The organism is Streptomyces vietnamensis, from assembly GCF_000830005.1.
GTDB lineage: Bacteria > Actinomycetota > Actinomycetes > Streptomycetales > Streptomycetaceae > Streptomyces > Streptomyces vietnamensis.
In genome coordinates this window covers 996,494-1,023,359 of record NZ_CP010407.1, presented here as the reverse complement: position 1 = coordinate 1,023,359, position 26,866 = coordinate 996,494, and the positions used below count along the sequence as shown (strand labels likewise).

Here is a 26,866-nt window from a genome sequence, read left to right as displayed (position 1 = left end):
TCCGCCGGCACCTCTCTGCCGGGGTCCGCGTCGGAAGCCTGCCGTGGCGGCTGTACGCCCGCGGCACTGACCGCGAGGAAGGCTCCGGCCGTCCCGGCGACGACGAACTTGGATACGAGTGCGGTCCAGCGCATCAGGGACTCCCCGGGTGGGTGGTGGCGGTCATCAGGCCCTGACCGGTGACGTTCTGGATCTGGAGCCCCGGTCGTGCGTTGACCTCCAGGATCAGCGGCCCCCGGTCGGCGTCGACCACGATGTCCGCGCCCAGGTAGTGCAGGCCGGTCGCCGCCGCGCACCGGCTCGCCGCGTCGAGTACCTCCGCCCAGTGCGGAACGATCGAGCCGATCAGCCGCGCGCCGGTGTCCGGGTGGGTCTCGGTCGGCTCCTTCCCGACGAGGGCGTGGGTGATCCGGCCGGTGGCCAGATCGACGGCGGCGCCGATGGCCTTCTGGTGCAGGTTGGCCCGCCCGCCGCTGAACCGGGTGGGCAGCCGTAGCATCGCCAGCCGGGGCCTGTCCCGGTCGCAGATCACCCGGATGTCCGGCAGCCCCTGGTGGGACAGCCGGGCCAGGCCGGGGTGGGCCCGGATCAGGGGTTCGAACATGGCCCAGTCGGTGGGGCGCGGGGAGAAGTCGCCGTCCAGGATGCGGCGCAGCTGGTCGGCGACCACGTCCCTGGTGATCCGTTTGCCGGAGGAGGACGTCCAGTTCCGGTGACTCCGGCCGAAGGCCAGCAGGATGCCGTTGCCCCCCAGGCTCTGGTTCGGCTTGAGCGCCCAGCAGTCGGGCAGACCGTCCCAGTCCAGGGAGGCGATCTCCCGGCGCGAGCGCAGCAGGGCCAGGGTGGGGGAGGTGGGGGCGCCGACCTCGGCGAGCGCCTCCTTGGTGGCGTACTTGTCGTTGACGAGCCGGATGGCGGCCGAGGAGTTGTGCCGGGAGATCCGGGCGTTGCGCAGGTTCATGCCCATGACCGGGTCCCAGCCGCGAAGCCGTATCACGCCTTCGCCCCCTGTGCCTTCGCCGCCGGCGCGAATCGGAAGAGCTCGCTCAGCCGCAGCCCGCGGTACGTTCCCACGATCGACGTCCAGACCGCGCACACGAGCGCGAGTTGGAGGGGCACCGCCTCGGCGACCTCGCGCACGTACGGTGTCAGGAGGAGCAGCGCCACCAGGACGGCCGTGCCCATGGTCAGGGCGGCCCCCGTGGCGGCGGCCCTGACGCCGTCGAGATCCCATGCCTCCCACAGGCGCTCGGTGACGATCGCCGTGACGACGACCGGCAGCGACATCCCCCACGAGTCGGAGAGTCCGAAACTGCCCAGGGCGAGCTGGGCGCCGATCAGGCCCGACGTGACCACCCCGATCAGTACGCCGAGCCGGGCGACCCGCGGGAGGTGCAGTCGGCGCAGCAGGGGCTGCAGGGCGAACCCGAGCGCGAACATCACGAGCGTCAGCGGTACGCCGAGGGGAAGGCCGGCCTGCGCGTACGCCAGGGCCAGCAGCACCGGGCTGAACGTGCCCAGCGTGTTCAGCCCGACGACCACCCGGAGCACCACGATCAGCAGGGCCGCCAAGGGCAGCAGCGCCATCATCGACACGGGGTCGATCGCCGGTGCCTTGGCGAACAGGATGCGCAGGGCCGACGGCGCGGCGGTCGAATCGGGCTGCGTGAGCAGCCTCTTGCCCACCGCCACCTGAAGACCCTGCACCTCCTGCCGGCCGAGCAGGACGGGGGTCTCGCGCTTGGAGCGGTTGTTGACGCTGAGCTTGGCGACGAACGACCGGCCGGCCAGCCGCACGGTGCTGTCGACCACCGGGCGCCTCTCACGGCCGAGCGCCGAACCCACGGTGATCCTGGGCGCCGCGTCGAGGTCGAAACCGAGCTCCTTCGCCAGCGACGTGTCCACCGACGACGCAGACGCACCGGTGTCGATCAGGGCGAGGACCTCGACACTCCGTCCCGCCGGCCCGCTGATGCGCACCATCTCCCGTTCCCCGATGACCTCGGACGACCCGCTCAGGGGCCGGTCGGGGGAACCGAGCACCCCCATCAGCAGGAAGCCCAGACAGGCCACGGCCGCCAGGACCTTCACGAACACGGGTACCCCCGTGCGTCCCGCGCGACGGGCGTCGGCCGCCCGGTCCGCGCTGTCCGCACTCTCTTCGTACTTCTGCAGGTCATGCATGGGAAAAGCCTTGGACAGGGGACCGGCTGCCAGTAGTACCGATCGGCCCGAAGAGGGCAACGAAAGTTACCCACGCACCGCCACCGATCCCGCCCTTCCCCTCGGCAGGGCCGTGATCCCGCCGACCCATGGGCCCGGTAAGGTTCGGGTCATGGCGTCTCGCAGCACTCAGCTCCTCGAAGCCGCTGCCCGGGTGATCGCCCGGCGCGGGGTCCGCGGCCTGCGCGTGGAGGAGCTCGCCGCCGAGGCGGGCGTGTCCACCGCGCTGATCTACTACCACTTCAAGGACCGCGCCGGGATCCTGAGCAAGACGCTGGAGTTCATCAGCGACCGCGCCGAGCGCTACACGACCCACCGCGACCCGGACGCCGAACCGCTCGGCCCGCGTGAGGAACTGGACCAGACGCTCCTCCTCGAACTCCAGGACTCGACCGAGGTCAGGGAGAACAGCACCGCCTGGGGCGAGTTGAGGGCGAGCGCCGTCTTCGACGACCTCCTGCGCGAGGACCTGGCGCGCGCCACCCAGGTCTGGATCCAGGAGGTGGCGGCCCTGTTGGGGCAGGTCCGGCCGATGGCCTCGGCAGCTGCTCTGGACGCGGCCGCGGAGCGGCTCACCGCCCTCCTGGAGGGCCTGAGCATGCGCTGGCTCAGCGGCACGCTCCAGATCGCCCACGCCCGGACCCTGATGAGCGAGGCCATCGACGCGGAGACCGAACGGCTGGGCAACCCGTGATGCGGTTCCTGCCGGTGCGCCTGCGCGCCGAAGCGGGGGTTCACCGGTTGAAACCCACTGCCCGACAGGTGCCGCGTCCGGGCAGCACCGTGAGGAGCACCTTCGTCTGATCGCCGCGGTCGACGGGCAACTTGAGCAGGTTCCGGTGGACGATGATGCGTCGGGCCTGCCTGTCGCCTCGATCGAGCCGCTGGGCTCGTCGTGTCCGAGTGCGTGGGCGGTGGTCGGCGTCGGCCCGGCGGGGCGGTGGCCGACCGCCGGCGGCTCGGGGGAGAGACCGGGCCGGAGAAGGTGGCATGCCGCCGAGCTGCGGGGAACGGTGGGCGAGCCCCGCTTCCGGTCCGCCGAGCCGGAACGAACTGCCGTCCACAGTGCTGCACCCGCGCGGAAGCGGGGTTCCTCGTTGAAGATGCTCGACCAGTGGTGCCGCAGGATGATCGGCACGTTGTCCAAGCTCGCGAGCCTTCCGCCGCCATGAGCTCGGGGGTAGGCGTTCGCGCCATGCGCGTCGGCGACGAGCGTGAACTCCTCGTCCGTCGAGGTAGTCGCCATGACGCCCGCCCGGGAGGCCGCACGGTGGAGAGGACCGTGTCGTGCCCACCTGCTTTGAGGCTCTTGAGAAAAATTCTCACGGAACGTGATGATCTCCGACTTCCGCCGACCGGGTCACGGGCCGGTCGTGCCGCCAGGCACGTCGCCGCCTGCGCCGATCGACCGGACCTGCCGAGTGCGGACATTCGCCGCCGCATACACCGTGCCGCGGTACCGGGCACCGGGTGAGTCCGTCGAGGAGGTCCAGCCGCAGATCTGCGCGCGATGTGCGGCCCCGAAGACGCTGGTCATGTGCAGGTGACCTCGTCACCCGGTCGCGCGTTCGTCGACGCGAAACCCATGGGGCCAGTGGCCCTCTCCCACGGTGTACTCGTGCACGCAGAACCCCTCTGGAGTGCTCCTGAAGCCAGGAAGGGACCGTGCTCGCTCGATGCGTTCCTCGGCCAGCTTCCTACTGGAATACAGCCCCAGGACTTTGATGTTGTCCTCGCTGTCGTCCCAGAAGAGCGGTTCACCGTCTTCCATGAAATCAGCGGCGCCGTCTTCGGGGTCGAGGGAAAAGTGATGTCTGTGCACCAGGAGATACAAGGTCTGGTTCATCGCATGCCCTTTGCCGTGCAGGTTCGGCCCGTGTCGATTCAGTCCTGCTGTCGTCCGTCCGGGTACACGGTGACGTACCCGTCGACCCACTCGTCCTGATCGATCACCATGGGGGAGATGTCGAAGCAGTGGGGCTCGTCCCGAAATCCCGGAAGCCGGATCACAGCCTCTTTCCGCGCCTCGGCCGCCGCCCTGTCGGCGTAGACGCCGACGATTCTCCATTCCTCCTCATCCAGATGCATCTCACCGTCCGGATCCCGGTGGATCGTTCGGCCGTCCTCCTCCAGAACGAGATGTCGGGCATGCCACAGTACGAACACCTCGTTTTCCCCGGCATAGGTCCGTGCCCCGCCTTCCGCCCCGGCGATGGCCTGGTCCCTCGAGACGGCGTGCCGCAGAGTCAGGCGCTCCTCGTAGGGTGTGCCCTCCCAGGCATCCCACCGGAACACGCAGCGAGCCGCGTACCAGGACTTCTCGTCCGGCATGTCCGCATTGGCCATGGTGATCTCCTTGGATGACACACCGCGCTGGGCACGGTCGACCGGGTGTCCAGGACAACGAAACCCGGTTGGCCCGGGACGCTGAGGGAACGACTGGTCGCGCGTCCCGACCCGCGCTGCCGTCGAGGCCGCCGGCGCTTCCTGCCGGGTGTGCTGCCGGTGGCCGTCTCGACGGTACGGGCCGGTGCGCGTTCCTCACCCGCGATCGGGCAGTGGGCTGCCGTCCCTCCCACCACGTACTGGTCCGCCCCGGCGACTCGCGGCGCTGTACGGGGTGAGTGGGTGGTCACAGCAGAGGGTCCCGGTCACCACCCACGTCGTCTTGCGTCCGGGGGTCAGACCGCCGCGGGTACGACCGGCTGGGACTGGGTGGAGCAGTGGATGCCACCGCCGCCGCTGGCGATGTTGTCGATCTTGACCTGGACGACGGTCCGGCCGGGGTACGCGGTCCGCAGGATGCCGTAGGCCACGTCGTCGGCGTAGCTGTCGCCGAACTGGGGCACGAGAACCGCGCCGTTCACGGTGTAGTAGTTGGTGTAGCTGGACAGGAAGTCCGTGCCCCTTCCTCGGATGTACCGCCGGTCCGGTCCGGGGAGTTCCGTGATGTCCAGTCGGCGTCCCTGGGCGTCGGTCGCGCTCTGCAGGACCTTCTTGGTCTCGTTGTAGACGGCGACCCACTTGCTGCTCGTGCCGGGGCCGGGCTGGTCGAGGATCACCTTGCCGGGTGCGACGAAGCGGGCGAGGCAGTCGATGTGGCAGTCCGTGATGTCCTGGCCGGCCAGGCCGGGGACCCAGATCACCTTGTCGATGCCGAGGGCCCACTTCAGCGACTGCTCCACCTGGTTCTGGGTCATGCCCGGGTTCCGGTTGCTGTTCACCAGGGAGCTGACCGTGGCGAGCAGAGTGCCCTGACCGTCGGTCTCCAGCGAACCGCCCTCTCCGACGAACGGAGCCTGGATCCTGTTGACCCCGTACCGACCCAGCAGCGTCGTGGCCGCCACGGCATCGTTGGCGTAGGGCTGGTAGTAGCTTGTGCCGGTCTTGCCCCAGCCGTTGAAGTTGGTGTCCACACCGGCGATGGCGCCGGGGGCGACGACGAAGGTGGGGCCGAAGTCGCGGATCCAGAGGTCGTCGTTGGCTATCTCGACGACTTCGATGCCGTGGTACGCACCGGGGCCGCAGATGTACCGGGCATCGGCGGCCTGAGAGGGGCGCGCCAGGACGACGACCGGCTCGAATCGGGAGATGGCGTAGGCAACCCGCGCGATGTCGTCGCGGACGCCGTTGAGCTGCGTCGACCAGACCGACGAGAGCGCGGGCCAGGCCATGAAGGTACGGACGTGAGGGTCGGTCTCCGCGGGGATCCGCAGAGTGGCCCCCGATCCGGCAGTGGCGGCGACGGCGGGCGTGGGCATCGCGGACCCGAGGGCGGCGAGGGGCACGGCGGTCGCACCGAGCTGGAGAAGCCGGCGTCGGGACGTGAGGGGGGTGGTCATGGGACTTCCTTGGTGAGGGACGGGAGGACGTCGCGCCCATCCTGGCCCGGACTGAAAATTCAGTCAAGATCCTTGAGCGCCGTGCCGTGCCGTGCCGTGTCGGGGCGCGGTGTCGGTGCGGCCGGCGGCCGGGCGGTTGAGTCTCGGGCGGTCTGCGCCCACGTGACCCGACGGCAATCTTCTCCGGCATCGGTCAATGCGCCTTTCTGTCAGGAATTCGTGCGCGGTGCTCCGAACCGGCAGGGGCGGCGCGCTGGATGATCTCTGTTGACTGTGCCTCCACGCCGCAGCGCGGCAATCGCCGTGGTGACAAGGACACCCGTATGTCCAGGGGGAGTTGACTGACGTGCGCACAATCGCTGCAAGGACCCGCGAGAAGGGGGTTCGGTGAAAGGACAATTGACGGATCATCACTGTGAGCATCGCGATCTGGTCGGTATCGGCATCGGGCCGGCCAACCTGGGACTGTCAGCCCTTCTCGATCCCGAACTTGGTCTCACCACAAGGTTTTTCGAGCGTCGGTCCCGCTTCACGTGGCACGACGGGGCGATGCTTCCCGAGGCTGGTCTTCAGGTGTCACCCCTGAAGGATCTGGTCACTCTCGTCGACCCGACATCCCGATTCTCTTTTCTGAACTTCCTCGCCGAACACGGCCGTCTCTACCGGCACTTGATCGCCTCACGCAGCGGGACCCCGCGGGAGGAGTTCGAGCAGTACTACCGCTGGGCCGCCGGTCTGATGCCTCAGCTGACGTTCGGATCCGAGATCACCGAAGTCCGTCCGGACGGAGACGCGTTAGTCGTTCGGGGCGTGACCGGACCCCTCGCGAGAACCCGGAACCTGGTGCTGGGCAGCGGTCGGGCTCCGTACGTGCCGGGGTGCGTCACGGCCCGCGGCGAGGGTGTCGTGCACTCCGCGGAGATCATGCGTCGACCGCCCGATACGCTCGGCAGACGAGTGGTCGTCATCGGCGGAGGCCAGTCCGGTGCGGAGATCGTCCACTGGCTGCTCGGCGACAAGGACATGCTTCCCTCCTCCCTGGTCTGGTCGACCCGGAGGGACGGCTTCCTGCCCTTGGACGATTCCGCCTTCAGCAACGAGTGGTACTTCCCGGGCTACGTCCGTCACTTCACCCGTCTCTCCGCCGAGCGACGCGCCGAGCTGCTCCGCAGGCAGCGGATGACCAGCGACGGCGTGTCGGGTGAACTCCTCGACGCGATCCACGCTCAGCTCTACCGCCTCGACGCCCTGCGGCCCGGCAGCTGCGCGTACCGTCTGAGCCCGGGACAGGAGCTCCTCGCCGTCGACGGAGCGCCCGACGACGGCCCCCTCAGCGTCGTGACCCGGGACATGGACACCGACAGCGTCCGGCGGGAACGCGCCGACGTCGTCATCCTGGCCACCGGCTACCGCAACCGCATCCCGGCCTACCTCGGTCCCCTCCGGGACCTCATACCGCTCGACGACACCGGGGCCTTCCGGGTGCGGCCCGACTACGCGATCGAGTTCGACGGGCCGCCCGGCTGCCGGATCTTCGTGCAGGGCGCGGCCGGCAGCACTCACGGGGTGGCCGACGCCAACCTCAGCCTCATGGCGTGGCGCAACGCGGTCATCGCCAATGCGGTGGCGGGCCGTGAGCTGTACCGGACGGAGCAGGACACCACCACGGTCGCGTGGTCCCGGGAACCGGCACCGTACACCCCCACCCCTCAGGAAAGGATCACCCATGCCTGACCCGAACGCCCGCAGCGGCGGACCGGTGACATGCCTCCCGGACCTGCCGGGACCCGACGGGATCGTGCTGAGCGAGCACGACCTCTCCGGCATCCCGGCGCCCTTCTCCTCCTCCGTCTTCGTCCTTCCGCCCGGCACGTCGACCGACGTCGACCTCCACGACGTGGTGGAGACGTGGTTCGTCGGATCCGGCGAGGGGCGTCTGGAACACGAGGGCAAGGCCCACCTGGTGGTCACGGGCGACTCGTTCCATTTCGCGAGCCGCGAGCCGCACCGGGTCCACAACACCGGATCCACCCCGCTGACCGTCTTCTCGGTGTGGTGGTCGGCGTGAGCACGGTACTGATCCTGGGCGGCGCCGCCCCTGCCGGCGCCGGACACGGACGCGACCTGAGCCTGCGCGCCCTGACCCAGTTCAAGGCGCGGGGCAGCCGGATCGTCGTCACGGACACGGCCGAAGCGCTCGCCGCAGCCCCGGAGTACGCCTTCCTCGCGGACGAGACGCACGCCGTCGACTACACCGACCCCGAGGCCTGCGTGGCCTGGGCCCTCGCATACGCCGAGCGTCACCCGGTGGACGCGGTGACGGGCTTCCGCGAGTACTCGGTCGTGGCCGTCGCCGAGGTGGCCGCCGCCCTCGGACTCGCGGGCAACCGGCCGGAACTCGTACGTACCGTGCGGACCAAGGATCTGTGCCGCCTCGCGCTGAACGACCTCGGCTTCCGGCAGCCGGCCGTCTCCCTCTGCTCGTCCACCGCGGACATCGAGGACTTCCTGGCCCGGCACGGTGGCCCCGCCGTGGTCAAGCCGAGGGACGCGGCGGGCAGTGAAGGCGTCGTCCGCGTGGACGGCCCCGGCGAAGCGGCGGCCGCGCTGGCCCTGGCCGGCGGGGGCGGGGACAGCGGCCCCGTGCTCGTCGAGGAGTTCGTCACCGGTCCCGAATTCAGCGTGGAGGGCGTCTTCGCCGGCGGCACACCGTACGCCCTGGCCGTGACCGGGAAGATTCTCGCCCCCGGCACCTTCGTCGAGGCCGGGCACGTCACGCCCGTCGAACTCGCCGACGGACGCCACGAGGAGATCACCCACGAGGCCACTCGGGCCCTGAAGGCGCTCGGGCTGACCCACGGGATCTTCCATGTCGAGTGCTGGCTCACGGCCGAAGGCCCGGTTCTGGGCGAGGTCCATGTACGGCCCGGAGGGGACTGGCTCCACGCGATGGTCGAGTGGGCCCATCCCGGTCTCGAACTGCTCGGCTGCCTCCACGACGACCTGCTCGGCCTTGCGGTGTCCCTCCCGGGCAGGCCGGTGCGGGGCGCCGCCGTCCGGTTCGTCCTGCCCGAAGCGGGCGTCGTCACGGCCATCGACGGATGGGAAACGGTCGCCGCCCATGACGGACTCATCCACGCCGAACTCGCCTTGGCACCCGGCGACACCGTCGTCACCGCCGCGTCGTCCGGCGACCGGGTCGGCACGGTGTGCCTGGGAGCCGAGAGCACTCGTGCGGCGGCGGACCGCGTCGAGGCGCTGCTCGCCGGCCTGAGGGTCCGCACCGTACGTATCGGAGGCTGGGACGACGACACGGACCGGCCCGCGGAAGACTTCGAAGAAGAGGACAAGCGATGACCAGCGGAACGCCCACCGGCTCCTCCTTCGCGGCGATCGCCGAGGAGTGGGACTCCTATCAGGAGATCCCGGCCATCGACGCGGCCTACGAGGAGGCCCTCGGCGACCAGTTCGCCGGGCAGTTCAGCGGCGCCACCCCGGACTACCTGGAGCGGCTCGCGACCCGGCTCGGCTGGTCGCCGCTCACCCGGGTGCTGGACGCCGGCTGCGGAACCGGCGGGCTCACCGCGGCGCTCGCGGCCCGCACCGGCTGCGAGGCCGTCGGCCTGGACGCCAGCCCGGCCGCCGTGGGCGTGGCGCGTGCCCGGCTGGCCGGACGCGAGGAGGCCGGTCGCGTGACCTACGCGGTGGGGGACATGGCGGACCCCGGATTCCCCGCTCGCTCGTTCGACGCGGTCCTGTCGATCGGATCCGGGTACTGGTCGGACCCCGTGACCACCACGCGGCGCTGGCGGGAACTGCTGCGCGGTGAGCATCCGGCAGTGGTTCTCGTGATCAGCCGCGTGCTGCGGCCGCAGTCCCCCCGCGACGTCGAACTGACCCTTCAGAAGGGGCTGTTCACGCCATGCCCGGATTGGGAGGGTGCCCTGAGCGCGGCGGGCTTCGACATCGAGACGACGGATCTGACGGAGTCGGACGCCGACTGCGTGGAACGCCTGCACGGCGCGCTCGCCCGCCGACTGCCGGAGCTGCGGACGCAGATGGGGGAGGAGGCCGGCGAGCGGTACCTGGCCGAGGTGGAGGTGCTGCGCGACGAGCACCGGGCGGGGCGCATGCGGCGCACGGAGATCGTGGCCGTACTCCACGGCGGTCGCGATGCCGGCTGACCGGACCGGACGCGGCCGTGCCACGGACGCGGATCTGGCGGTGGTCGGCGGCGGGATCGTGGGCGCCGCCATCGCCTTCGGGGCGCTCACCGACCGTCCCGGCGGGCGCGTCGTGATTCTCGACCAGGGCGTGCGGGACACGGCCACCCGGTGGTCGCTGGGCGTCCTGGCGCCTTGGGCGGCCACGCCCGGGCAGAGGGCGCTGCTGGAGCGTGGTGCGGCCCGCCGTCACGACCCCGCCGTCCTCCGGCTGATCCGCCCGCATCTGCGTCAGGTGCCGGTTCTGGTGGTCGCGGCCGCCGACACCCTGGAGGGGCTGGCCCGCTCCACGGTGGGAGCGGCCATGGAGCCCGCGTCCCCCGCACTGGTGGAGACGGCCCGCGACGCCTGCGGCGAACCGGCCCTCAGGCCGGGAGACGGGCTGGCGACCGTACGCGGCGGAATGGCGGTGATGGACACCCCGGCGGCGACCGCCTCCCTGAAGGACGCGGTGGCCGGCACGGGCGGGAGCGTGCTGAGCGACGCGCGGGTGGTCCGGGTCGAGGCCCACCCCGCAGGCGGACAGCGCCTGACGCTGACCGACGGGACGGTGATCACAGCGAACAGCACGGCACTGGCCACCGGCCCGTGGCCGGGCCCGGAGGTGACCCCCGGCCATGCCTCCGCAGGCCCGGACGTCGTGCACGGGCCCGGAGCCGACGGGCGGGGACGGCAGGCCTGGCGAACCAAGCGGATGGCGGCGCTCCATGTCGATCGGGACCTCCCGCCCCACGCGCCGATGGTCTGCTTTCCCGACGACGACCTCTTCCTGCTGCCCGCGGGTGCCGGCGCGGGCCTCCCGGGCGGCGCCTGGGCGAGCTTCCGGAGCGACCGGTGGGACCTCGCACCCGACGACGGCGGGGCCGCCTTCGACGACCACACGCTCGACGAGGGGCTTCGCGTACTGCGTCGTCGCCTGCCGGGGCTGGGGGCGAGTGCGCGGGCGGGCCGGCTGGGGATCGACGGCTACACACCCGACCGCACACCGCTCATCGACCGACCGGCCCCGGGCGTCGTGCGCGCGACGGCCGCGTCCGGCGGCGGCGCCCGCTTCTGCTGGGGCATGGCGGACCAGGCGCTCGAAATCCTCTCCCGCTGACCCCCGGGCGTGCCACCGCTCCTCCTTCGCCAACCCCTCTTCCCCCTCTCGAATGGATGCACGGATTTCGCATGACCGATCATCTGATTCTGGCCGCCCTGCCCACCCCCAACGGCGAACTCCATCTCGGGCACCTCGGCGGCCCCTTCCTGGCGGCCGACGCACTCGCCCGCCACCTGCGCGCCGAGGGACACCGCGTCACCACCTTCTCCGCCACCGACGGCTGGGAGTCGTACGTGCTCGACGCCGCCCGCCGTGAGGCCCGAAGCCCCGAGGACACCGCTCGCGACCACCACAGCAGGATCGAGGCGGCGCTGACCGCGACCTCGTGCCGACCCGACGTGTTCCTCGACGTCCACGAGGAGGAGGTGGCGTCGGACCACCGCGACTGGCATCACGGGCTCGCCGAGAGGCTGGTCGAACGGGGACGGGTCGAGATACGCCGGGAACGCCTCCTCACGGACGCCGACACCGGAGAGGAGCTCGTCGCCTGTTGGCTCGCCGGGCGCTGCCCCGACTGCGGTGAAGAGGTCGCCGGGTACACCTGCGAGGCCTGCGGCATGTGGTTCCAGCCCGCGCATCTGCGCGACCCGCGCCCCCGGCACCCGCGCGGCGGTGTCGCTGTGACCGAGACCGCCTCGGCGTTCCTCCGGTTGGACGCGCCGGTGCTCCTGGACATGGCGCGGGAACGCCGAGTGCCCGAGGACTACGTCGACCTCATCCGCCGCTACCTGGAACTCAACGGGCACGTCTGGCGGTTGACCCACCCGCTCGGCTGGGGCATCCCCTGGACGACCGAACTTCCCCCGGCACCTCGGCAGGTCCATTCGACCTACGGCCTCGGAACCACCGCGATGTTCCTCCTGGCCGGCCGGCAGCACGCACGACTGCACGGCCTACCGGGCAATCCGCTGTTGCCCGACGGGACGGCCCGGCCGCGCTTCACCCTGTGCTTCGGGATGGACGGGGCGCTCCCGCTGCTGATGCAGCTCGCCGTCCAGGAGGCCGCCGGGATACCTTCCGCCCCGGACGAGTACCGCTTCAACCAGTTCATGACGCTCGACGGAGAGAAGTTCTCCACCAGCCGGAACCACGTCATCCGGGTGCTGGACTACGTCGCGGCCGGCCTGGACCCCGACGCGCTCCGCTTCCACCTCGCCCGGCTCAGCCCCGGGGAGAAGCCCACCGACTTCTCCCCGGACGCGTTCGCGGCGGATGTCACGGTGACGCTGGCGGGACGGCTCTCCCTGCTGCTCGACGCCTGCGAGAACATGTACGGACCGCCACCCTGCCCGGAGCCGGTGCACGTCCTCGGCCGGTTCGAGGAGGCCGCCGCGAGACACCGCAGGGCCTTCGCCACCGGCGACCTCGCCGCAGCCGCCGAGGCCGTGGACGACTGGCTGGCCTTCGCGGCCGGCGCGATCGACACCGCCGACGCCCCCGGCCTCCTCGCCGCGCTGGCCGCACTCGCCGCACCGCTCATGCCGCGCTGGGCCGACCTGGTCTGGAACCGGCTGGAGATCCCCGGTACGCCGGCCCTCACCACGGCAGCCCGCGTGCTCTCCTCCGGAACCGTGCCCCTGGCCTCGCCCACCCCCGGGAGCCTGCCCCGCTTCGCGCCGGTGAGCGCAGCCGAGGTACGGGCGCTCACCCAGCGGTGCCACTGACGGCCGCCCTCCCCTCCACCACCTCACTGTCGCCCTTCCCTCACCCAGACCCAGAGTCTTCCGGAGCGCTCATGCCATCCGTGCTGTTCGTGAACACCCGCCGATCCCCGCTGGAGGTCAACGCCACCGCGCTCGCCGCCCACCGGCTCGGCTACGACGTCGTGGTACTCGCCGACCGCGAGCCGCCCTTCGCGTCCGAACTCGTCGCCGAGACACACGTCGTGGACACCTTCGACACCACGGCCGCACGCGAGGCGGCGCTCGCGCTCGCCCGCCGCCATGCCGTCCACGGAGTGGTCACCTGGGGGGACCGCGACGTCGAGTTCGTCTCGGCCCTGACGACGGAGCTCGGCCTGCCCGGCCTCCCGCCCGCGGCCGCCCGGACCGTACGCAACAAGTTCCTGACCCGCGAGGCCCTCGGGGCGGCGGGGAGGCCGGACCTCATGCCCGCGTACGCCCGGGTCCACGACGAGAGCTCCCTGCGCTCCGCCGCGGACAGAGTGGGGTACCCGGCCATCCTCAAGCCCACCAGCGCGTCCGGAAGCCGGGGCATCCACCGCATCGACAGCGCGCGCGACCTCGCCGGCGAGTACGAGCTGCTGCGGGCCTTCACCCGCCCGGAGCGCGACCCGATCTTCCGCGCCAGGCCCGGTGAACTGATCTACGAGGAACTGCTCGGCGGAACGGAGCACAGCATCGAAGGTCTCGTGGTCGGCGACGAGGTCTGGATCGTCGGCATCACCGACAAGTGGGTCGCCCCCGAGTACTCCATCGAGTATCTGCAGGTCCATCCCACCGGCCTGGAGCCCGCCCGGCAGCGTGCCCTCGAGGAGTTGACCACAGAGACGGTGCGGGCGACCGGAATGCGCGACTGCGTCTTCCACCTGGAATGCCGTCTGCTGCCCGACGGCACGGCCCGGCTCCTTGAGGTCGCCGGGCGGATCGGCGGCGGCTACATCACCTCGCACCTGATCCCGCTCGCCACCGGAATCGACTTCTACGCCGCCACGATCGCCGTAGCCACGGGCAACGCCCCGGATCTCACCCCGCGCACCGCCTTCTCCGCCGGATCCCGTCAGCTCATCAGCCCGCGTGCCGGTACCTTCGCGGGGTTCAACGGACTCAACGCCGTGCTCGAACTCCCCGGGGTGGAGCACGTGGCCCTTGACCAGGCCGTCGGCACCCGGGTGGCGCTCCCGCCCCAGGACTACATGAGCTGTGTCCTCGGCTCGGTCATCGCCCGGCGCGGCAGCCACACCGCCGTCCGCGAGGTGCTGGAACAGGCGGCACGGGCAGCGGACCCCGGCTTCACCCAGCCGGCCGAACCCGCGACGGCCGGCCATGGGAACTGACGTCCTCGCACGGCCCCGCGGGGCGGGCAGGGCGGCCGGGGCCGCCGTACTCGCCCAGTGGACACTGGCCTGTTGCGCCGTCTGGGCACTGCTCACCGTGCTGCCGCTCCACCTCACCCAGGGCCGTCACTCCGCCGGGACGGTGGCGGCCCTGGTCACGGAGGGAGTCGTCAGCCTTCGACTCATGCGCATCGTCGCGGGACCCGCCCTGGGCAGGCTCCGCCCGGGCACCGCGATATCCGTCGCGCTGGGACTCGGCACGGTCGCGTTCGGAGGTCTCGCCGCGACGGACGGACACCCGCTGGCCCTGGCCCTCGCGCTCCCCGTGATCGGGCTCGGGTTCGGCATGAACGCCATGGCACTCAAGCTCATCGCTGCCGCCGCGCCCGCCGAGGGACGCGCCAGGGGCTTCGCCTCCCAGGCGGTGGCCGTCAACCTGGGCATGGCCTTGGGGCCACTGGCCGGAGTGGCCGTCCAACAGCGTTTCGGCATGGCCGCCTTCTGCGCCTCCGCGGCCCTCGTGAACGCGATGGCACTGTGTCTCGTCCTGGTCGCCCGCCCACCGGGGAACCGCGGGCCCACGGCGGCCGGCACCCTGCGCGCGCAGTGGAGTGTCCTCGCACAGGACCGAGACCTACGCATCCCGCTCGCGCTGACCGCCCTCGGATTCGTTCTCTACACCCAGCTCTTCGCCACACTCCCGCTCTACGCGAAGGAAGTCCTCGGCGGTGGACGTTCCCTGGGAACCGTCTTCCTTGTCAACGGACTTCTGATCATCGCCCTGCAACTGCCTGTGACCCTCCTGGCCGGCCGCCTGCGGGTGACGCCGAGGGCGCTCTGCCTCCTCGGCTTCGGATGCTTCGCCGCGGCCTTCGCCTGCCTGGGCACCGGCCGGAGCGTCGGGTGGCTGTTCACCGGAGTCGTCCTGGTCACCTTCGCGGAGATGCTGCTGATGCCCGCCCTGGACGTACTGGTCGGCTCGGCCGGCCCCCCGGAGCGCCACGCCGCCTATTTCTCCTTCGCCGCCCTCGCCACCGGTATCGGCGAGGCCGTCGGCAGCTTCAGTGGGGTGCGCGTCGCGAACGCCCCGGGGCTCGGCGTCGCGTGGCTCTACACCGGGCTGGCCGTCGCCACGACGGTCCTCGTCCTGGCGACGACAGCGGTGTGGCTACTCCGCCGCGATCGGAGGTAGCTCAGCGACGGGACCCGCATGGGCCGGCAACCGCAGAGGAACGGCGCCGCGGTTTCTTCCCTTACCGATGGGCAGGACGGCGGTGGCGCCCCGCCCATACAGGCGGTCCGCGTCCGGGGTGAGGGTTCCACCGAGTACGACACAGGGGACGGCGGCTTTCGCGCAGGCGTCCACGACGGCGCTGATGGTCTTGCCCGCGTCGGTGCCGGCGTCCACCTTGCCCTCCGCGGTGAGGCAGAGGTCGGCCGTGCCCGGCCGGCTGTCGAAGTGCGTCAGTTCGCGGATCAGAGGGGCGCCGGGCGTCATCTCGGCGCCGAGGGCGAGCAGCGCGGCGCCGACGTCGCCGGCCGCACCGCCACCGGGGGCCGAGCCGACCCCCGGCAGGGGAGCGAGTCGTCGCAGCCACTCGTCGAGGAGCTCGACAGTCGAGGGGAGGGCGCCCTTCTGGGGTCCGAACACATGGGCGACTCCGTCTGGACCGTACAGCGGGCTGACAACGGCGGCGTTCTCGACCCGAAGCGCACCCGCATCCTGCAGAGCTGCATCGAGGACCTGGACCGAGTCGTCCCTCAGATCACCGAACTCACAGGAACCCAGTACTACGAGCGCCTGCGTCAGCTCGCCCTACTCGTATCAAGGGCTCTCTCCGGCACCAGATGAGACGACCTCTCAGGGCGAGGTGGGCTGCTGCGGGGAGCGGAGCACGAGCAGCGTGATCTCGCTGGGGGCGAAGACGCGGAAGGGCGGGCCCCAGAAGCCTGTGCCGCGGCTGGTGTAGAGCAGGGTGCGAGCGCCGTGGTGGCTGAGGCCGGCGACGGAGGGCTGGTCGAGGCGGACCAAGTGGTGGAAGGGCCAGATCTGGCCGCCGTGGGTGTGGCCGGAGAGCTGGAGGTCGATGCCGTGGGCCGCAGCCCGGTCGATGAACTTGGGCTGGTGCGCGAGGAGGAGGACGGGCAGGTCGGGATCGGCGCCCTGGAGGGCTCCGGCGAGGTGGGCGCGGTGCCCCGCCAGTCCGGAGGACTCGGCGGTGACGTCGTCCACGCCCGCGACCACGAGGGTGTCACCCCCACGCTCGAGCAGGAGGTGGCGGTTGCGCAGCGGCTCCCAGCCCAGCTCGTCCATCAGGTCGACCCAGCCCTGGGCCTCGCTGTAGTACTCGTGGTTGCCGGTGACGTAGACACGGGCCCGCGTCGCCCGCACGGTGCCCAGAGGAGCGGCCTGGGCACGGCGGCGTTCGGCCGTGCCGTCCGCGATGTCGCCGGTGTGGCACACCAGGTCCGCCTCCAGAGCGTTCACCGTCTCGCAGACCCGGGCCGACCAGCGGGCGCGGTCGAGCGGACCGTAGTGGGTGTCGGTGATCAGGACGACTCGGGTGCCGTCCAGCCCCGACCCCAGACGCGGGAGCCGCACCTCGAGCCGGCGCACGCGCGGCACGCGCCGGGCCTCGAAGTACCCCCATCCGAGCAGTACGGCGGTCAGGCCGAGGACCGCCCAGGTGACGATACGCGCGCGGTCGTGGCCGTCACCGACACCGGCCGCGGTCAGCGCGAGCCGCAACAGAACGCCGAACAGCACCGACCAGGTGAACAGCACCCAAGCGCCGCCCAGCAACGTGTCGCCCACGATCGCGGCCCAGTCCTGCTGACGCCGCCCGTGGCCGCGCACCATCGCGAGCGGCATGGCGACAAGGCCGAGGGCGAACAGCGCGGTGCCGCCCACCGCGACGGGCAGAGGCCAGTGCTGTCCCGCGTACAGGAGGATCCAGCAGGGCACGGACCACAGAAGGAGGGGCGCGATCAAGGGGATGTACCGCATCAGGCGCTGCAACCCGCTCCGTGACGCCCCGGGCGCCTCCCCGGCGGCAGATCGGGTGTTACTGGTGTCAGCCATACGTCCTCCAGAGGTTCTGTCCGGCGGACGGATCGTACGAGCAGCGGACCCGGGTGTCGTCAGCGGCCCGATCGTCTCGTGACGTCCTCGATCGCGGCCGCGACGAGCCGGGCGTCGCGGGTCAGGACTCGCGTGTGTTCATTGTTCGTGGTGCCGAAGACGGTCACGTGGTCGTTGCGGGCGGCGGCCTTCGCGACGGCGGCGCGGATGGCGTGGTCCTGCCGGCCGGTGGCACCGGGGAGTTCACCGTGTCCGACGACGAACGTCGTCGGACACGGCAGGGCCGCGAGGTCGGCCTCCAGCAGGCCGTTGACCTCGTCCGTTCCGATGACGACGTCGGCGGCCTGCAGCGGGGTCATCCGGGTCGAGCGTCCGAGGAGGGCCAGGACACGTGCGAGCGGTCCGGGACGGCGGAACCGCGCACGTACGCGCCGGCTTCCTGCCTCGTCCAGCAGGGCGAGGGGGTAGGCGCCGTCGACGAGTACGAGCCCTGCGATCAGGTGGGGGTATTCGACGGCGCAGCACACGGCGAGGGTCGCTCCGTGGGACCAGCCGACCAGGATCGGCCGGTCGAGCCCCGTCGCTTCGATCACGCGGTCGACGTCGTCGATCTGCGCCCGCAGGGAACAGTCCGCGGATGTACCTGAGCGTCCGCGTGCCCGGGCGTCGAAGGTGACGGTCCGGTGGGTCCCGCCGAGACGGGCGAGGACGTGCCGCCAGCTGTGCCGGGTGGCGAAGCCTCCGTTGAGGAACAGCAGCGGCGGCCCCGCGCCGGGGGTGTCGACGCCACGAAGACGCGTATCGGGGGCGTCGACGGTGAACTTGTGTGACATGGAGGGTCTTTCGTGACCGGGGAAGGGGAACGGGCATGACCAGGAAAGGGGACGGGGTGTTGCGTCGGTGGCCGACGGTGGCCGACGGTGGCCGACGGTGGTCACGCCCGGCGCGCGCTCCTGACGGCCAGAGAGGTGACCGAGGTGAGGGCGGCCCCGAGGGCGAGGACACCGCTGAGGGCCAGGTGGTCGGCCACGACTCCGCCGGCCAGCGCCCCGAGGGCGATGGCCAGGTTGAACATCGCGGTGTTCAGCGCCGTTGCGGCCTCGGCCGATGTCGGAGCCGACGTGAGGATCCAGGTCTGCACGCCGACGGGGACTCCGCCGAAGGCCAGTCCCCACAGGGTCAGCAGGATCGCGCCGCCGACCGGGGTGCGGCCCGCGAGAGGGAACACCGCCAGGACCAGGGCGAGTACGGCGGCGATGGTGATGACGGTGGCCCGGACGTTTCGCTGCGCCGCCGCGCCGGCGAGGAAGTTGCCGACGATGCCGGCCACGCCGAAGCCGAGCAGGAGCGGGCCGGTCATGCCCGCGTCGAACCCGGAGATGTCCCTGAGGATCGGGCTGACGTAGGTGAAGGCGGCGTAGTGCCCGCTCACCAGGAGGAAGGTGGCGACGATGCCGGCGCGCACGACGGGGTCGCGGAACTGTTCCGGCAGCGTGCGCAGCCGCACCGGCCGCTCCGGGGGCAGGGACGGCAGGAGCCGGAGCAGCGCGGCGAGGACGAGGACGCCGAGTGCGCCCACGGCGGCGAAGGCGACGCGCCAGTGCGCGAGCGCGCCGATCAGCGTTCCGGCCGGGACGCCCAGGACGTTGGCGGCGGTCGCCCCGCCGAAGACGATCGACACGGCACGGGGAACATGACGCTCCGGAACCAGGCGGACGGCGAGTCCCGCCGCCAGCGCCCAGAACCCGCCGATGCTGATGCCGATCAGGAACCGCGATGCCAGCAGGACCGCGAAGTCGGGTGCCAGGGCCGAGAGCGCGTTCGCCGCCACCATCAGGACGATCAGGCCGAGCAGGACGGCCCGGCGGTCGGCGCGTCGTATCGCGACGGGAAGCAACGGTGCGGTGACGGAGGCGACAAGGCCGGGGACGGTCACCATCAGCCCTGCCGTCCCCTGTGAGACGTCGAGGTCCTTGCCGATCGGGGCGAGGAGTCCGACGGGCAGGGACTCGACGGTGACGAGGGCGAAGGTGCCGACGGCCATGGCCACGACGGCGAGCCGGCTCCTGAGAGGGACACGGTCCCCGCCCTTCGACAGGGGAGGGAGGGAGGTGGTGACACTCATGGGGTACTCCAGGCGGGTAGGGGTCCGGCCGGAAGAGCCGGACGGGAAGGGGAGGTTCAGGCGGCGGCGAGGCCGTCGGGCTCGATGGCGGTGGTGTCCTGGGCGACGGAGATGCGCCAGCGCCCGGCGGACTTCGTCAGGACGTACAGGGAGGTGTCGGGCGCGGCAGGGGGGAGCGTGGCCACGAGGGAGGCCCAGCGGCGCACGTTCGCGCTGGAGCCCCGGCATCCGCTCCTCGTGCCCGGGGTGTCGGGTCGGCGGAGCAGGTCGTCGAGAAGTTCCCCGTCGCGGGTCACCGGCCGCTGCCTGATCTTGACGGCGGCCACATCGGGGCGCAGGAAGTGGATGTACTCGGTCTCGTACGTGGAGGTCAGCGGCTGATCGGCCGTGGCGGGCAGCACCCGGCGGCAGAACGCGCCGATCTCCTCGAGGCCGGTCACGGGCGTCCCGTACGGGAGCGACCACAGGGCATCGGGCCGGAACAGCTCGACGAACGCCTCCGGCAGCGCGTTCTGCTGGGCGTGCTCGACCTCGGCGACCAACGCCACGATGGCGTCCACGTCCTCCGGGGGCATGTCCACGCCGGCGAGTCGTGGCTTCATCAGTGGTCTCCTCATGGGTGTCTCGGTTCTGGTGGTCGAAACCGGCCGGTGCACGGCGGTCGTACGGGTGCCGGGGCGGCGGAGGGGCTCGAAGGCCGCCGGGGACCGCGTCGTGACAGCTCCGCCCGACCGGCACGACACCTCTCGGCCGTGAGTGGCCCGGTCACGACGCCGCCTGCCCCGTGCCGCGGACGGTGCCGTCGTGGCCGATGCGGACGCTGCGGCCCCACGTGCCCGCGTGGGCGTGCAGGATCGCCTCGACGGCGGCGTGCGTCTCCGCACCGGCCCAGTCGCGCTGGAACTCGCCGAGCAGCTGGAGCCAGGTGAGCGGGACGCCACCGGCCTGCGTGATGCGCTGGAGGCCCAGCTGGTGGGCCTGTGCGCTGGTGCCGCCGGAGGCGTCGGCGACGACGTACACCTCACGCCCCTCCTCCAGCGCGGACAGCGCGGGCAGGACGACGCCGACCTCGGACCACAGGCCGGCGATGATGATCTGCCGGCGGCCGGTGGCCAGCACCGCGTCCCGCACCCGCTTGTCGGCCCAGGCGTTGATGAGGGTGCGGCAGATGATCCGTCGGTGCGGGAAGACGTCGGTGAGCTCGGTGAGGAGCGTCCCTCCGAACTCCTCCGGGGCGATGCCGGTGAGAACGGTCGGGACGCCGAAGGCGTTCGCCGTCCTGGCCAGCCCTGCCACGTTGTTGCACAGCGCCTCGCGTTCACCGGGGGTGCCGCCGGCCATCATCCGAGGCTGGTGGTCGATCAGGACCAGCACGCTCTCGTGCGGGCTGAGCAGGGTCTTGTACGCGTGCGAGGTCATCGGTGTCTCTTTCCGTGCCGGGAGGATTGGTTGGTGCGGCGACAGGAAAGAGCTTCCGATGAGGCGACCCGCACGGTGACGACGTGATCACGTGATCGCGACGGCGGGGTCACGTGATCCCTAAGGCCGCCCGCGGGGGTCCTGGTGAGACCGCGTTCGGCGGACCGGGTGACCGCCGGACGGACCTCATCGGTGAGGGGGGTCGTTCAGCGGCGGGATGGACGAGACATCGGGCCTGGGGTCGGCCGGGCCCCGGCGGCCCGGCCACGGCGTGATCCGCCGGCCCGGTCAGGACCCGCCGACGGAAGTCCCCTCGGTGACGTCCGCGCCCGGCGTGCCCGGCGCGCCCGTCTCGGCCAGGTGCACGGCCGTCAGGCGCGCGAGCTCGACCCGGCTCGAGACGCCCAGTTTGGCGAAGACGTTGCGCAGGTGGGCGTCCACGGTGTGGCGGGACAGGAACAGCCGGTTGGCGACCTGGCGGTTGGTGAGTCCGTCGGCCACGAGCCGTACCACCCGCATCTCCGACGGTGTGATCGCGCCCCAGCCTTCCGCCTGCCGGTCCGCCGACCGCGGCATCCTGCGGCGTACGCCCAGGACGCGCAGTTCCTGTCGTGCCCGCGCCGCGCCGCGCCGGGCGCCCGCGGTGCCGTAGAGGGTGAAGGCCTCTTCCCACAGTGCCAGGGCCTCGTCACGGTCCGCGGTGACCTTCGCCGCGTCTTCCAGGGCCGCGGCCAGGGCCAGGGGGCGCGGGGCCGAACGCCACAGTCCCACCGCCCGCCGCAGCCCGCCGGGGCCGCCCGACAACAGTGCGTCGACGTGCACGGCGGCGGCCTGGGCCGACGCCAGCCGCGGGCTGCGGACGGCGAGCAGCCGGGACGCCTCCGCCGCGCGCTCGGCCTGCTCGGGCAGCCCCGCCCGCAACGCGATCCGCACCAGCTCCGGCCCGAGCCCGGGCTCGTAGCACAGGGGGCGGATCCAGTGGGGCAGGATCGCCCACAGCCCGTCGCCGGGGTCGGCGGCCTCCTGATCGCCGGCGGCCTGCGCGTCGCGCAACAGCACGTCCGCAAGCAGCAGTTCGTCGACGGCGACCCGCACCCCGCCCTCCGCGAACTTCCGCGCGGTGGTGAGCAGGGCTCGGGCTGAGGCGAGGTCGTCGCGCCAGATCGCCAGGCGCGCCAGCAGCGCGCGGGTCGCCTGGGCCGTGGGAGGAGTGCCCAGGGCGAGGGCGCTGTTCAGCGTCGCCTCGGCCTCGGCGGTGGCCTGTGCGAGCCGTCCCGCGGCCAGCCACAGCCGCGAGCGGTGACCACGAAGCCGGGGTACGGCCCAGGGCACGCCGAGCTGTTCGGCCTCCCGCTGGCCCAGGTCGAACGCGGCCTCGGCCTCGGCGAAACGCTCGGAGACGGCGAGGGCCTCGCCGAGCCATCTCCGGGGCGCGTGCCAGCGCGCCTCACCGCCGCTGTGCTCGGCGACGGCGGTCGCCCGCTCGGCGAGGACCACGGCCTCCTCGACCCGCCCGGCCGCGAGAGCGGCCCGCGAGCGGGCGGTGTACCCCGACGTCACGGCGGCCGGCACCCCTGCGGCTTCGCCCAGCCGGACCGCTTCGTCCCCGGCCGCGTCGGCGGCCGCGCAGCCCGGGTCCTCGCCCGCCGCGAGGCCGCCGTCGACGAGGGTGTGGGCGCGCAACGACCACAACTGCGCCTGATTGACCGGGGGGACACCCTCGTCGGCCAGGGCGAGGTCCACCAGCGTGAGGACCTCGGGAGTCCGGCCGGCGAACTTCAGGGCCGCCGCGACACCGTGCCGTACCGTGGCCAGGGCGGTCGGATCCGGCGCCGCCGCGAGCTCGGCCTCGCCCAGTTCCATCGCCTCGTCCATGCGCCCGCTGAACGACAGGGCGGCCAGCGCCTTGCAGACGTGGTCGGGACGGTCCGGGTCACCGGGGTCGCCGAGCTCGACCAGCCGGATCAGCAGATCGGCGGCGGTCCCCGGCGCGGCGCCCACGATGCCGTCGGCCGCGTCCCGCAGGACCCGCAGCGCCTGCGCGTCCCCCCGCCGGGCCCCGAAGGCGACGTGCGTCGCCGACTCGGCCGCCGGTCTGCCCTCGGCGGCCAGCACCGAACCCGCCTCGCGGTGCAGCGCGTGCTTCACGGGCGTCGTGAGGTTGTCGTACACGGCCTGCCGGAACAGGTCGTGCCGGAACCTGAGCAGCGGGCCCTCCGCGACGAGCTGCCCCTGCGCGACGGCCTCCTCGGTGGCCGCGGTCATCTCCCGTACCGGCACGCCCATCACCCCCGCGGCCTCGTGCACCGTGAACGGCCGGCCCAGGACGGCCCCCGCCTCGGTCAACTGCCTGGCGGCGGGGGACAGGTGCCGCCACCGGCGGGCCACCCGGGCCCGGAATCCGTCGGGCAGCGCACCGGGCGTGACGCGGGCGACGCCGTCCTCGACCAGCACCCGCCCCTGCTCGCGCAGCGCCCACAGCAGCTCCTGCAGGAGGAACGGGTTCCCGGCCGCGCCCGCCACCCAGTCCCGCAGCCCCTTGCCGGGGCGGGCACCGAGCGTGTGCGTCGCCAGCTCCTCCACGGCCTCGTCGGACAGCGGACCGACAGCCAGGGACCGGGCGCCGTCCTCCACCAGTCCCTCGACCGCGGCGCGCATCACGGACGCTTCTGGCAGGGGCCGCCCCCCGAGCAGCCACAGCACCCGGGCGTCGGAGAGCGCGGGGACCAGGGAACGGACCATCAGGGCCGTGACCTCATCGGCCCATTGCACGTCGTCCAGGACGATCAGCAGCGGCCGGGAACGGGCGTAAGCGGCGATCCGCTCGCTCAGCAGGGCCGTCTGCCGGTACGGGACGGCCGACCGCGCCGCGAGCTCGGCCCGGTCGGGCTCGTCGAGCACCGGCGCGGTGCCGCTGCCGAGGGCGGTCACCAGGGTGATCAGAGGGGAGAGCCGGTCGAGTTCGGTGGCCCTCCCCTCGGCGACGGCCACGCCCCGCGCGGCGGCCTCCCGCGCCGCTTCGGCGAGCAGGCGCGACGTACCTATGCCCGCCTCACCGGACACCACGAGACACTGGCCCGCTCCCGCCGCGGCCGCGCCGACGGCCGCCGACACGATTTGAAGAGCGTGCCGGCGTCCCACCAGCGGAGCCGGTTCCCGGTCACGGCCCGGCGTGCCCACCATGTGCGTTCCCCCCTCGCGCAGGGCCGGTGCGCCGGCCGATGCCTGTCGGCCCATGATCAACGGGGCGGAAGGAAAACACCATGCGGGAGGAGGCCGGCCGCGGGGATCAGCCGCCGGACGCCTCCGCGTCGGCCCGACGGCGCCCTCCCGCGGAGGCGACCAGCGCGTCCGCGACGAGCGCCGCGTCCGCCTCCGCGACGTCCGCCGGATACTCCGGCAACAGGTCGTCCCACACCGGCAACCACGAACCGTACAGCTGGGCCTGCCCCGCCGGTCGGGCGAAGAACCAGATGTGCAGGTGCGCCCCGCCGTCCCCGATCCGGTACACGTGAGCGCGCGAGATGTGCTCCAGAGCCTGCACGTGACGGACGATGTGCGTGGTCAGTACGCCCAGCTCGGCCGCCAGCTCGTCGGGCAGGTCGGCCATGTCATGGTGGTCGAGCGGATGCAGCATGAGCACCAGCGGCACCCCGACGCCCGTGATCCGCGTCAGCCGCCAGTTGTCGTTGAACCAGATCCCCTCACCGCGCCGGCGGCAGGAATCGCAATCGGACGGATCCTCGCCGTGCCGCGCCGGCTCGGGCAGGACGGGAGGCCGCAAGGGCGAGACCCGCAGTCCGTCCTCCTCGAACGGGCTGATGTCCCAGCCGGTCATCCGCGCCAGCGGAAGCCGGCGCTCGGCGTCCGAAGCCGCGAGCGCGTGGTCGTAGAACTCATCAGGTCGCAAAGCCATGGTGCGAAGACTAGTTCGAGCGGCGGCCGTCGGTGTGCTCACGGTTGCTCCGGCGGCCGGAGCCGACTCCAACGGCTCCGGCACCTGATGGGGACCCGGCCCCGCTCCTTCCGCGTCGGGTCGGCTACGGGGTACGCACGGGGCGCGGCAGGCCGGTGCGGGTTCGACGCAGACGGTGGCGGAGTCGGTGCTGTCGGCCGGGCCGGGGTCCTTTTCGACGGCGGTGACGGTGGCCGTGACACCGGTCGCGGGACTGGGACCGGCGTTGTGGACGGTCAGACGGTGGGTGACGGTCTGTCCGACGGTCACGGTGGTGGGGTCGGCCGCCTTGGTCACGCCCAGGTCGGCGGCCGGCCTGACTACGGTCACGGCCTCGTCGGACGTGGACGTCAGCGGCTCCGGGGTGGAGCCGCGCCGGTTCTCGTACAGGGGAGGAAGGGATGAATCCAAGGTGCTTGGGTTGACGCACGTACGTTCCAGGAGTGGTGTGTCGGACGGCCGCTCCGGGCCGGTGGCAACTCCGGCCGGACTGTGCGGACGCGTACGCGCACGCCGCCCGGGTGAGACCGGACCGTGGTGCTGAGTACGAGGGCGGGCGTACGGTGGAGACATGGTCGTGCCCAGTTCAAGCCTGCCCGGCAGGAAGAGCGAAGCGGACCCGCGTGGGCGGGGACGATGCGGGAAGCCGTCGTGGACGGCCCGCAGGGGGTGGAGCGCGGCCGCCCCGGAGTCGCCGCGGCCGAGGTCGTGGAAGCGCAGGGCTGCGCTTCCGGTCGCCGTCCTTGCCATCGCATCGTCGGCGATGACGGCCTGTTCGTCCTCTCCCTCTCCGGCACCGACCCCGTCCACGTCGGCGACCGCGCCCTCCGGCACCGCGGGCTCTCCGTCGGCCACGCCCGCACCTTCCGGCACCGCCGGTTCCCCGTCGGCCACGCCCGCGCCTTCGGGCACCGCCGGTTCCCCGTCGGCCACGCCCGCACCCTCCAGCGGTGCCGGCTCCCCGTCGGCCACGCCGTCGCCGACCGGGAGCACCCGGTCGACCGGGCCGGGCCGCCCGTCCCGGGAGTGCACGACCGGCCGGCTCTCGGCAGCCCTGACCAGGCCCGAACCCGCCGCGGGTTCGATCTACGCGACCCTGGTGTTCACCAACAGATCCACCGCCACGTGCACGATGACCGGTTACCCGGGCGTCTCCTACGTGGCCCAGAACGGCGTGCAGTCCGGCAACGCCGCCGTGCGCCAACCGGGGACGATCACCACCGTCACCCTTCCACCCGGCGGACGGGCCAAAGCCCAACTGCGCGATGCCAACGGCATCAGCGGCTACGACCCGGCGCGGTGCAAGCTCTCTCCCGCCGAGGGCCTGCGGATCTACCCGCCCGATCAGACGGCAGCGCTCTTCGTCCCGTGGAAGACCGAGCACTGCGCGGGCCCGACCGTGCACTCGCTGACCATCGGACCGGTCCAACCGGGCTGACCGCACCCGCGACCACCGGGTCGGCGACGGGGAGCGAGGAGTTCCTGCGCCTCCTGCTCGTCCTTGTGATGAGCCGCGAGGCGACCGAGGCGCCCGGGGCCCGGCAGACCGTGGTCGAGGTCCTTGCCGATGCCGGCTTCCAGGGCCGAGCACGGGATCGCCCATCTGAAGAACCGGCGAGCCAGGACCTCGGGCGGTACCCGCATCCAGCCGATCCCGGTCCGGTGACGCCGTTCCGGGTGCGTGGGCGGGCCGTGGGCCGCCTGCGGTAGAGATCACTCGCAGGCAGTGGCCCCGGCGTTCGCCGTGACGAGACGAGCAGCGTGCGAAGCAGGGGGGCGGCGCAGGCGGGACCGGGGCCGGGTGACGAGGGTGCCATCGAGTCCGCTCGCCCCGGCTTATGCATCCCCCTGCACCATGCGCACGGCTTCCTTTGTGTGG

The 26,866-nt window shown here is 72.2% G+C and carries 25 protein-coding genes; 11 read left to right on the top strand and 14 right to left on the bottom strand.

The window, feature by feature from the left end; genetic code table 11:
* Positions 1-133 precede the first annotated feature (133 nt).
* Positions 134-997, bottom strand: coding sequence for a sugar-transfer associated ATP-grasp domain-containing protein (locus SVTN_RS04400; protein ID WP_041127871.1), 864 nt, complete (start codon positions 995-997; stop codon positions 134-136).
* Positions 994-2,184, bottom strand: a complete 1,191-nt coding sequence (locus SVTN_RS04395) for a 7TM domain-containing protein (RefSeq protein ID WP_041127870.1) — start codon at positions 2,182-2,184, stop codon at positions 994-996. The genes SVTN_RS04400 and SVTN_RS04395 overlap by 4 nt, the downstream gene beginning before the upstream one ends.
* Before the next feature lie 151 nt (positions 2,185-2,335).
* Here SVTN_RS04395 and SVTN_RS04390 point away from each other — a divergent pair, with 151 nt between their 5' ends.
* Positions 2,336-2,917 carry a TetR/AcrR family transcriptional regulator gene (locus SVTN_RS04390; RefSeq protein ID WP_041127869.1) on the top strand — a complete coding sequence of 194 codons (582 nt, stop codon included), beginning with the start codon at positions 2,336-2,338 and terminating at the stop codon, positions 2,915-2,917.
* An 858-nt stretch (positions 2,918-3,775) separates the two neighbouring features.
* Here the strand turns inward: SVTN_RS04390 and SVTN_RS04385 are convergent.
* The 3 genes from SVTN_RS04385 to SVTN_RS04375 all read right to left on the bottom strand — a co-directional run bounded on the left by SVTN_RS04385 (position 3,776) and on the right by SVTN_RS04375 (position 6,065).
* A complete protein-coding gene (locus tag SVTN_RS04385) occupies positions 3,776-4,069 on the bottom strand; it encodes a hypothetical protein (RefSeq protein WP_041127868.1) in 294 nt (97 codons plus the stop codon).
* Between the two features lie 38 nt (positions 4,070-4,107).
* Positions 4,108-4,569, bottom strand: a complete 462-nt coding sequence (locus SVTN_RS41805) for a hypothetical protein (protein WP_052498959.1) — start codon at positions 4,567-4,569, stop codon at positions 4,108-4,110.
* A gap of 335 nt (positions 4,570-4,904) precedes the next feature.
* Positions 4,905-6,065 (bottom strand): agmatine deiminase family protein, encoded by a 1,161-nt coding sequence (locus SVTN_RS04375; RefSeq protein ID WP_041127867.1) that lies wholly within the window; start codon positions 6,063-6,065, stop codon positions 4,905-4,907.
* A 387-nt stretch (positions 6,066-6,452) separates the two neighbouring features.
* On the opposite strand from SVTN_RS04375, the gene SVTN_RS04370 reads away from it, so the two are divergent.
* From SVTN_RS04370 to SVTN_RS04335, 8 genes are all read left to right on the top strand, one after another.
* Entirely contained in the window at positions 6,453-7,799 is a 1,347-nt protein-coding gene (locus tag SVTN_RS04370; protein ID WP_078908199.1) for a lysine N(6)-hydroxylase/L-ornithine N(5)-oxygenase family protein, read from the top strand.
* On the top strand, positions 7,792-8,133 hold the full coding sequence (locus SVTN_RS04365) for a cupin domain-containing protein (RefSeq protein WP_052498957.1): 342 nt from the start codon (positions 7,792-7,794) through the stop codon (positions 8,131-8,133). Before SVTN_RS04370 ends, SVTN_RS04365 begins: the two co-directional genes overlap by 8 nt.
* Positions 8,130-9,422 (top strand): ATP-grasp domain-containing protein, encoded by a 1,293-nt coding sequence (locus SVTN_RS04360; RefSeq protein ID WP_159026414.1) that lies wholly within the window; start codon positions 8,130-8,132, stop codon positions 9,420-9,422. The genes SVTN_RS04365 and SVTN_RS04360 overlap by 4 nt, the downstream gene beginning before the upstream one ends.
* On the top strand, positions 9,419-10,249 hold the full coding sequence (locus SVTN_RS40880; protein WP_052498955.1) for an SAM-dependent methyltransferase: 831 nt from the start codon (positions 9,419-9,421) through the stop codon (positions 10,247-10,249). Before SVTN_RS04360 ends, SVTN_RS40880 begins: the two co-directional genes overlap by 4 nt.
* Entirely contained in the window at positions 10,239-11,387 is a 1,149-nt protein-coding gene (locus SVTN_RS04350; RefSeq protein WP_041127866.1) for an FAD-dependent oxidoreductase, read from the top strand. Before SVTN_RS40880 ends, SVTN_RS04350 begins: the two co-directional genes overlap by 11 nt.
* A 71-nt stretch (positions 11,388-11,458) precedes the next feature.
* Entirely contained in the window at positions 11,459-13,054 is a 1,596-nt protein-coding gene (locus SVTN_RS04345) for a class I tRNA ligase family protein (protein WP_041127865.1), read from the top strand.
* Positions 13,055-13,125: 71 nt separating this feature from the next.
* Positions 13,126-14,406 (top strand): ATP-grasp domain-containing protein, encoded by a 1,281-nt coding sequence (locus SVTN_RS04340; RefSeq protein ID WP_078908195.1) that lies wholly within the window; start codon positions 13,126-13,128, stop codon positions 14,404-14,406.
* Entirely contained in the window at positions 14,396-15,598 is a 1,203-nt protein-coding gene (locus SVTN_RS04335; protein WP_041127864.1) for an MFS transporter, read from the top strand. Before SVTN_RS04340 ends, SVTN_RS04335 begins: the two co-directional genes overlap by 11 nt.
* On the opposite strand, the gene SVTN_RS04330 is transcribed toward SVTN_RS04335, so the two are convergent.
* Complete coding sequence (locus SVTN_RS04330; protein WP_052498953.1) at positions 15,575-16,057, bottom strand: glycerate kinase; 483 nt, start codon at positions 16,055-16,057, stop codon at positions 15,575-15,577. The two genes, SVTN_RS04335 and SVTN_RS04330, sit on opposite strands and share 24 nt — an antisense overlap.
* Between SVTN_RS04330 and SVTN_RS44145 the strand changes: the two genes are divergently transcribed.
* Positions 16,058-16,258, top strand: coding sequence for a hypothetical protein (locus SVTN_RS44145; RefSeq protein WP_041127863.1), 201 nt, complete (start codon positions 16,058-16,060; stop codon positions 16,256-16,258).
* Positions 16,259-16,267: 9 nt separating this feature from the next.
* On the opposite strand, the gene SVTN_RS04320 is transcribed toward SVTN_RS44145, so the two are convergent.
* From SVTN_RS04320 to SVTN_RS46550, 7 genes are all read right to left on the bottom strand, one after another.
* Positions 16,268-17,488 (bottom strand): metallophosphoesterase, encoded by a 1,221-nt coding sequence (locus SVTN_RS04320; protein WP_041127862.1) that lies wholly within the window; start codon positions 17,486-17,488, stop codon positions 16,268-16,270.
* A 59-nt stretch (positions 17,489-17,547) separates the two neighbouring features.
* Positions 17,548-18,321 carry an alpha/beta fold hydrolase gene (locus SVTN_RS04315; RefSeq protein ID WP_041127861.1) on the bottom strand — a complete coding sequence of 258 codons (774 nt, stop codon included), beginning with the start codon at positions 18,319-18,321 and terminating at the stop codon, positions 17,548-17,550.
* Between the two features lie 101 nt (positions 18,322-18,422).
* Entirely contained in the window at positions 18,423-19,613 is a 1,191-nt protein-coding gene (locus SVTN_RS04310; RefSeq protein WP_041127860.1) for an MFS transporter, read from the bottom strand.
* Positions 19,614-19,669: 56 nt separating this feature from the next.
* On the bottom strand, positions 19,670-20,215 hold the full coding sequence (locus tag SVTN_RS04305) for an SgcJ/EcaC family oxidoreductase (protein WP_041127859.1): 546 nt from the start codon (positions 20,213-20,215) through the stop codon (positions 19,670-19,672).
* Between the two features lie 163 nt (positions 20,216-20,378).
* A complete protein-coding gene (locus tag SVTN_RS04300) occupies positions 20,379-21,032 on the bottom strand; it encodes a hydrolase (RefSeq protein WP_052498952.1) in 654 nt (217 codons plus the stop codon).
* 288 nt (positions 21,033-21,320) lie between these two features.
* The gene (locus tag SVTN_RS04295) at positions 21,321-24,215 is read right to left on the bottom strand and encodes a LuxR family transcriptional regulator (RefSeq protein ID WP_281192296.1); all 2,895 of its coding nucleotides are present in this window, start codon (positions 24,213-24,215) and stop codon (positions 21,321-21,323) included.
* Positions 24,216-24,321: 106 nt separating this feature from the next.
* Positions 24,322-26,019: an HIT family protein gene (locus SVTN_RS46550; protein WP_425428944.1), complete on the bottom strand. Its 1,698-nt coding sequence runs from the start codon at positions 26,017-26,019 to the stop codon at positions 24,322-24,324.
* A 22-nt stretch (positions 26,020-26,041) separates the two neighbouring features.
* Here SVTN_RS46550 and SVTN_RS46545 point away from each other — a divergent pair, with 22 nt between their 5' ends.
* Entirely contained in the window at positions 26,042-26,425 is a 384-nt protein-coding gene (locus tag SVTN_RS46545) for a DUF4232 domain-containing protein (RefSeq protein WP_425429042.1), read from the top strand.
* Here the strand turns inward: SVTN_RS46545 and SVTN_RS46540 are convergent.
* Entirely contained in the window at positions 26,332-26,631 is a 300-nt protein-coding gene (locus SVTN_RS46540) for a hypothetical protein (RefSeq protein ID WP_078908192.1), read from the bottom strand. The two genes, SVTN_RS46545 and SVTN_RS46540, sit on opposite strands and share 94 nt — an antisense overlap.
* Positions 26,632-26,866: the final 235 nt, after the last annotated feature.

What these genes read in the sequence shown, in the direction of transcription:
- SVTN_RS04395 (WP_041127870.1), bottom strand. Translation starts at nt 2,184, where the DNA reads ATGCATGACCTGCAGAAGTACGAAGAGAGTGCGGACAGCGCGGACCGG.
- SVTN_RS04390 (WP_041127869.1), top strand. Translation starts at nt 2,336, where the DNA reads ATGGCGTCTCGCAGCACTCAGCTCCTCGAAGCCGCTGCCCGGGTGATC.
- SVTN_RS04385 (WP_041127868.1), bottom strand. Translation starts at nt 4,069, where the DNA reads ATGAACCAGACCTTGTATCTCCTGGTGCACAGACATCACTTTTCCCTC.
- SVTN_RS41805 (WP_052498959.1), bottom strand. Translation starts at nt 4,569, where the DNA reads ATGGCCAATGCGGACATGCCGGACGAGAAGTCCTGGTACGCGGCTCGC.
- SVTN_RS04375 (WP_041127867.1), bottom strand. Translation starts at nt 6,065, where the DNA reads ATGACCACCCCCCTCACGTCCCGACGCCGGCTTCTCCAGCTCGGTGCG.
- SVTN_RS04365 (WP_052498957.1), top strand. Translation starts at nt 7,792, where the DNA reads ATGCCTGACCCGAACGCCCGCAGCGGCGGACCGGTGACATGCCTCCCG.
- SVTN_RS40880 (WP_052498955.1), top strand. Translation starts at nt 9,419, where the DNA reads ATGACCAGCGGAACGCCCACCGGCTCCTCCTTCGCGGCGATCGCCGAG.
- SVTN_RS04350 (WP_041127866.1), top strand. Translation starts at nt 10,239, where the DNA reads ATGCCGGCTGACCGGACCGGACGCGGCCGTGCCACGGACGCGGATCTG.
- SVTN_RS04345 (WP_041127865.1), top strand. Translation starts at nt 11,459, where the DNA reads ATGACCGATCATCTGATTCTGGCCGCCCTGCCCACCCCCAACGGCGAA.
- SVTN_RS04340 (WP_078908195.1), top strand. Translation starts at nt 13,126, where the DNA reads ATGCCATCCGTGCTGTTCGTGAACACCCGCCGATCCCCGCTGGAGGTC.
- SVTN_RS04335 (WP_041127864.1), top strand. Translation starts at nt 14,396, where the DNA reads ATGGGAACTGACGTCCTCGCACGGCCCCGCGGGGCGGGCAGGGCGGCC.
- SVTN_RS44145 (WP_041127863.1), top strand. Translation starts at nt 16,058, where the DNA reads ATGGGCGACTCCGTCTGGACCGTACAGCGGGCTGACAACGGCGGCGTT.
- SVTN_RS04320 (WP_041127862.1), bottom strand. Translation starts at nt 17,488, where the DNA reads ATGGCTGACACCAGTAACACCCGATCTGCCGCCGGGGAGGCGCCCGGG.
- SVTN_RS04315 (WP_041127861.1), bottom strand. Translation starts at nt 18,321, where the DNA reads ATGTCACACAAGTTCACCGTCGACGCCCCCGATACGCGTCTTCGTGGC.
- SVTN_RS04310 (WP_041127860.1), bottom strand. Translation starts at nt 19,613, where the DNA reads ATGAGTGTCACCACCTCCCTCCCTCCCCTGTCGAAGGGCGGGGACCGT.
- SVTN_RS04305 (WP_041127859.1), bottom strand. Translation starts at nt 20,215, where the DNA reads ATGAAGCCACGACTCGCCGGCGTGGACATGCCCCCGGAGGACGTGGAC.
- SVTN_RS04300 (WP_052498952.1), bottom strand. Translation starts at nt 21,032, where the DNA reads ATGACCTCGCACGCGTACAAGACCCTGCTCAGCCCGCACGAGAGCGTG.
- SVTN_RS04295 (WP_281192296.1), bottom strand. Translation starts at nt 24,215, where the DNA reads ATGGTGGGCACGCCGGGCCGTGACCGGGAACCGGCTCCGCTGGTGGGA.
- SVTN_RS46540 (WP_078908192.1), bottom strand. Translation starts at nt 26,631, where the DNA reads ATGCGGGTACCGCCCGAGGTCCTGGCTCGCCGGTTCTTCAGATGGGCG.